This window comes from Plasticicumulans sp., assembly GCF_035331805.1.
Classification (GTDB): domain Bacteria; phylum Pseudomonadota; class Gammaproteobacteria; order Competibacterales; family Competibacteraceae; genus Plasticicumulans.
In genome coordinates this window covers 1-4,677 of the sequence record NZ_DAOLKE010000282.1, presented here as the reverse complement: position 1 = coordinate 4,677, position 4,677 = coordinate 1, and the positions used below count along the sequence as shown (strand labels likewise).

2 protein-coding genes are annotated in these 4,677 nt (G+C 72.1%); both read right to left on the bottom strand.

Features of this window, described 5'->3' with window-relative positions; all coding sequences use genetic code 11:
• Positions 1–18 precede the first annotated feature (18 nt).
• Complete coding sequence (locus PKE44_RS15270) at positions 19–504, bottom strand: YajQ family cyclic di-GMP-binding protein (protein WP_324552745.1); 486 nt, start codon at positions 502–504, stop codon at positions 19–21.
• Positions 505–575: 71 nt separating this feature from the next.
• On the bottom strand, positions 576–4,677 hold a 4,102-nt coding region (locus tag PKE44_RS15265), incomplete at its 5' end, for a translocation/assembly module TamB domain-containing protein (RefSeq protein ID WP_324552742.1).

Below are 4,677 nucleotides of genomic sequence, written 5' to 3'. Positions count from 1 at the left end.
CGCGGGCGGCGGGGCGCGTCAGTCGCGGAAGTTCGTGAACTGCAGCGGCATGTCGATCTGGTCGGTGGCGCGCAGCATCGCGATCGCCTCCTGCAGGTCGTCGCGCTTCTTGCCGGTGACGCGCACCTGCTCGCCCTGGATCTGCGCCTGCACCTTCATCTTCGAGTCCTTGATCAGCTTGACGATCTTCTTCGCCAGCTCGGACTCGATGCCGTGGCGCACGGTGATCTTCTGGCTGGCCTTGAGGTTGGCGGTCTTTACCTCGTCGACCTTCAGGCTGCGGATGTCGATGCCGCGCTTGGCGAGCTTCTGGTACAGGATCGTGCTCATCTGCTCGATCTGGAATTCGGTCTTCGCGTGCAGCGTCAGCTCCCATTCGCTGCGCTCGACGCGCGCCTCGGCGCCCTTGAAGTCGTAGCGGGCGTCGATGTCGCGGTTGGCCTGGTCGATGGCGTTGTTCAGTTCGTGTTCGTTGATTTCGGAAACCACGTCGAAGGAAGGCATGGCGATGATCTCGATGAAGGTGGAGGCGGGCGGCGGCGGGCGCGGAGCATAGCGCGACCGGCGCGGCCCGATCAGCCGCCGGCACCGGGTTTCGGCGGCGGGGCGGTGTTGTCCTTCGGCGTCGGCGACTTGCCGCCGATGCGGCTCGGCGGCGGGATGTAGGACGGGTCCTTCGGATCGGCCGGGCCGCCTTTCTCCAGCGTGTAGATCAGGTCGCCGCCGGTGGCCGTGCCGCTGGAGCGGGCTTCGGCCGACAGCCAGTCGGTGATCTTGTAGCGCATCAGGAAGGTGCCGGTCGGCTCGAACAGGCCGACGCCGTAGCTGACGTAGAGCTTCGGCGTCAGGTACTTGCCGAGCATCAGCGAGGCGCCCTTGACGCCGTCCTCGCCGCCGGACTCGAAGCCGAACTGGTCGAAGCCGAGCGACTTGCCGATGCCGCCGGTCAGGTTGCTGGCGCCGCCGGTGCCGAGCGCGGCGACCGCGCGCATCAGCAGCGCCGATTCCGAGCCGCTGTTCGCGCTTGGCGCCTGCCCGAACACCAGATACGACAGCACGCTGGCGTCCGGCATCGACGGTTCCGAGAACAGCTTCAGCTCCGGGCGCTTGGCCGAGCCGCCGATGCGCGCGCCGGCGACCACGTCATCGACGGTGCGCGTTGCGCGCAGGTCGAGGCCGGGGTTGTCGACCGGGCCGCCCGAGAACAGCAGCCGGCCGCGCTCGATGTCGAGCTTCTGGCCGAAGATCTCGTACTCGCCGCTTTCGACCTCGAGCGCGCCGGTGGCGCGCGGCGCGAGCGGCGGCACCTGCTCGACGACGATGCTGCCGAGCAGCCGCGCCTTGAAGCCGGGCGCGTCGATGCGCACGTCGTCGCCGAGCGTGACGCGCACCTGCGCCTGGATCGCCATCGGCGTCGATTCCGCGTGCGCATCGCCGACGATGTAGACGTCATCGGACGGACTGACGACGTTGCGCCGGTCCGGCGGCTTGATCAGCGCATACGGCACGTGCACTTCGCCGTCGATGCGCAGCGTGCCGTCGGCGAGCTGCGCGGTCAGCTCCGGCGAGACGCGCAGCTTCAGCGTCGAGGAATCGGCCGCCTGGAAGTCCTCGCCGCTCAGATGCAGCCGGAAGCGCTGGCTGGCCGGCTGCCAGGCGCCGTCGAGCGCGACGTGGCCGCTGCCGGAGCGCGCGCCGCCCGTGAAGCGCAGCCCGCCCTGACCGTCGCCATCGGCGAGCACGGCGACATCCTGCAGCTTCAGGCCGAGTGCCGGCAGCTCGAAGCCGCCGCCGGACAGGCCGGCGCGGCCGCGGAAGGTCGGTGCCGACAGCTTGCCGCCGAGCGTCAGATCGGCGTTGACGCGGCCGCTGGCGCGCGAGATTTCCGGCGACAGCGCCGGCAGCAGGTCGAGGCGGTTGAAGTTCGCACGCACGCGCCCGCTCAGGCCGGCCTCGGCCGTCAGGCCGCTGGTGCGCACCTCGGCATCGATGCCGTCGCTGCCGCCGATGCCGAACTGCAGCCTGCCGTCGAGCTGGCTGCCGGCGTCGAGCTTCGCTTCCAGCCGGCCGTTGACCGGCAGCTCGATCGGCGCGGCCGCGCCGGTCCAGCGCACGCGCCCCGGTGCGATCGTCACCAGCGCCCGCGCGTTCTTCAGGGCATGACCGGGGCCGGGGCCGAGCACGGCTTCGGCGTCGGCGTCCACCGAGGTCTGCAGGGCGAGTTCGGGCGGCAGGAATTTTTTGACCTTGTCCGGCACGAACTTCGTCAGCTTCAGCGTCGCCGTGCCGCCGTCGGCGGCGCGCCAGTCGGCCTGCACGCAGAGCCGGGTCGGGCGCGAGGCGAGGCAGAGCGGCGACACCTTCGCGGCATCGAAGGCGGTCGCAAGCCGGATCGAGGCCGGCTGTTCGAGCTTCCAGTCGCCGAGTCCGGTCTGCAGCAGGTCGAGCCGTTCGAGCCTGCCGAGCCATTGTTCGCCGTCGATGCGGCCGCTCAGGCGCAGCGCCGCGCGCACCGGCGCACCGTTGAGCGTCAGTTCGGCGCGGTGCGCGGCGGCCGTGCCGTCGGCATCGAGCTGCAGGCGCTCGAAACTCTGGCCGGCGAGCGCCAGCGCCCGGCCGTCGACGTGCAGTTCCGAGCGCCGCCGGCCGGCGGAATCGACATCGGCGCGCACGGTGAGCGTCTGCAGGCCGCCATCCGGCCAGCCGAGGTTCTGGCCGTCGAGCTTCGCCTGGAGCTGCGGACGTTCGCGCGGGCCGCTGAGCTGACCATCGCCGCTGAGCCGGCCGCGCAGGCCCGGCGCGGCTCTGGCGAGATCGGGCGCGGCGAGCTTCCAGCGCAGGTCCCAGGTCTCGTGGATCCGGCCTTCGGCATCGAGGCGCGTGCCGCCGTAGACGAGCTTCGCCGCCGGCAGGTCGAGGTTCGCGCCGCTGACGCGCGCATCGATGCGCCCGTCGAGCGGCTGATCGCGCAGCCGGCCGTCGAGCTTCGACAGCAGCACGTGCGCCTGCGGCTGGCCGTCGGCATCGATGTGGCCGTCGCTCGTGAGTTCGAAGGCGATGCGCCCCGGCCATTCGGGCGCGAACCTGCCGGGATCGAGCTTCTGCCCGGCGAGTTCGGCCTCCCATTCGAGCCGTGGCGCCCAGCGCACGTCGGCCTTGCCGTCGATGCGGCCATCGAGCAGCGTGATCGCGAGCGTTGCCAGCCTGGCCGCCTCGTCGCTGCCGTCGCCGCTCGCCTTCAGCGTCAGCGGCGGCACGCTGTCGCCGGCGGCGTCGAGTTCGAGCGCATACGTGTACTGCTTCGGCGTGCCCTCGGCCTGGAGCCTGCCCTTCGGGCTCGCGTACTGCGCCTTGCCCTTCAGCGGCCAGCCGAGCTGGCGCCAGTTCGCGTCCACCGCGAAGCGCAGGTCGGCGAAGCTCACGCGAGCGCTGGCGTCGATCTGCGCCGGGCCGTCCGGCGAGCGCACGGCCAGCGATTCGATGACGGCGTGCGCGGTGTCGCCGCGCACGCTTGCCTCGGTCGCGAGCCGCCCGGCCTCGGGCACGTCGGCGAGCAGCTTCAGCGTCGTGCGCCAGTCGGCCTGCGTGCCGGAAACCCGGAAGTGACCCTCGGGGCTCGCGATCTGCGCCGGACCGTCGATCGGCCAGGCGAGGGCGCGCCAGTCGCCTTCGAACTCGATGCGGCTCATCGCCGGGTCGGGCGCGAGCGAGATGCCGCCGAGCGCGGTCAGCGCCAGCGGGCTGCCGGCGCGATGCACGGCGAGCGAGCGCACGCGGATTTCGGTCGTGGTGCCGGCGGCTTCGAGCGCGAGCTGCCAGGCCGGCGTGCCGAGCTCGGGCGCGAGCGCCTGCAGCACCGCTAGCGCCTGCACCTCGGCATTCCAGCGCGGCAGGCCGAGCGCATCGTCGACGCTGGCCGTGACGGTGGATTCGACGGCACCGCGCGTGCTCGCCTTCAGCTCGAAGCGATCGAGCGTGCCGGCGAGCTGCAGCGTGATATCAAGCGGCGCGGCGAGCGGGGTTTCATCGAGATGACCGCCGAGTTCGATCGTCGTCGGCCAGCGTCCGGCCGGGGCGAGATGGCCCTTGCCGCCGGCGTTCATGCCGGGCATGCGCACGTCGAGATGATCGAGCGTCAGTCCGTCGACGGTGTAGCGCGCGGCGAGCCGGGCGCTGTCGATCACGACCGGCGCGCCGGCCGCCGGCTGCACGCGCACGCCGTCGACCATCACGTTGTCGAGCTCGATCGCCAGCGGCAGCGCCAGGTTCGGCAGCGTGAACGGCTGCGCGGGCGGCGGGGGTTCCGGCGGTGGCGCCGGCGGCGGCAGCTTCAGCGCGACGCCGCTGACGGCGAGCCGGCTGATGTGCAGCGCCGGTTCGAGCAGCCGGCGCGGCGACCAGTCGAGTTCGAGGCGCGCGACCTGCACGTGCAGCTCGCCGTTGCGCCAGTCGAAGCCGCTCAGGCGCAGATCACCGAGCACGCGGCCCTCGGCCTTCCCGACCACCAGCGTGCCCGGCGCATGATCCCGCGCGAGGCCGATCAGCGCCTGCAGGCCGGAATCGGTGCCGAGCAGCCAGCCGAGCGCACCGAGCAGGATCAGCAGCAGCGCCAGCAGCCCGCCGAAGAACCAGCCGAGCGCGCGCAGCCAGCGCGAACGCCGGCGGGGCGGGGCGGGC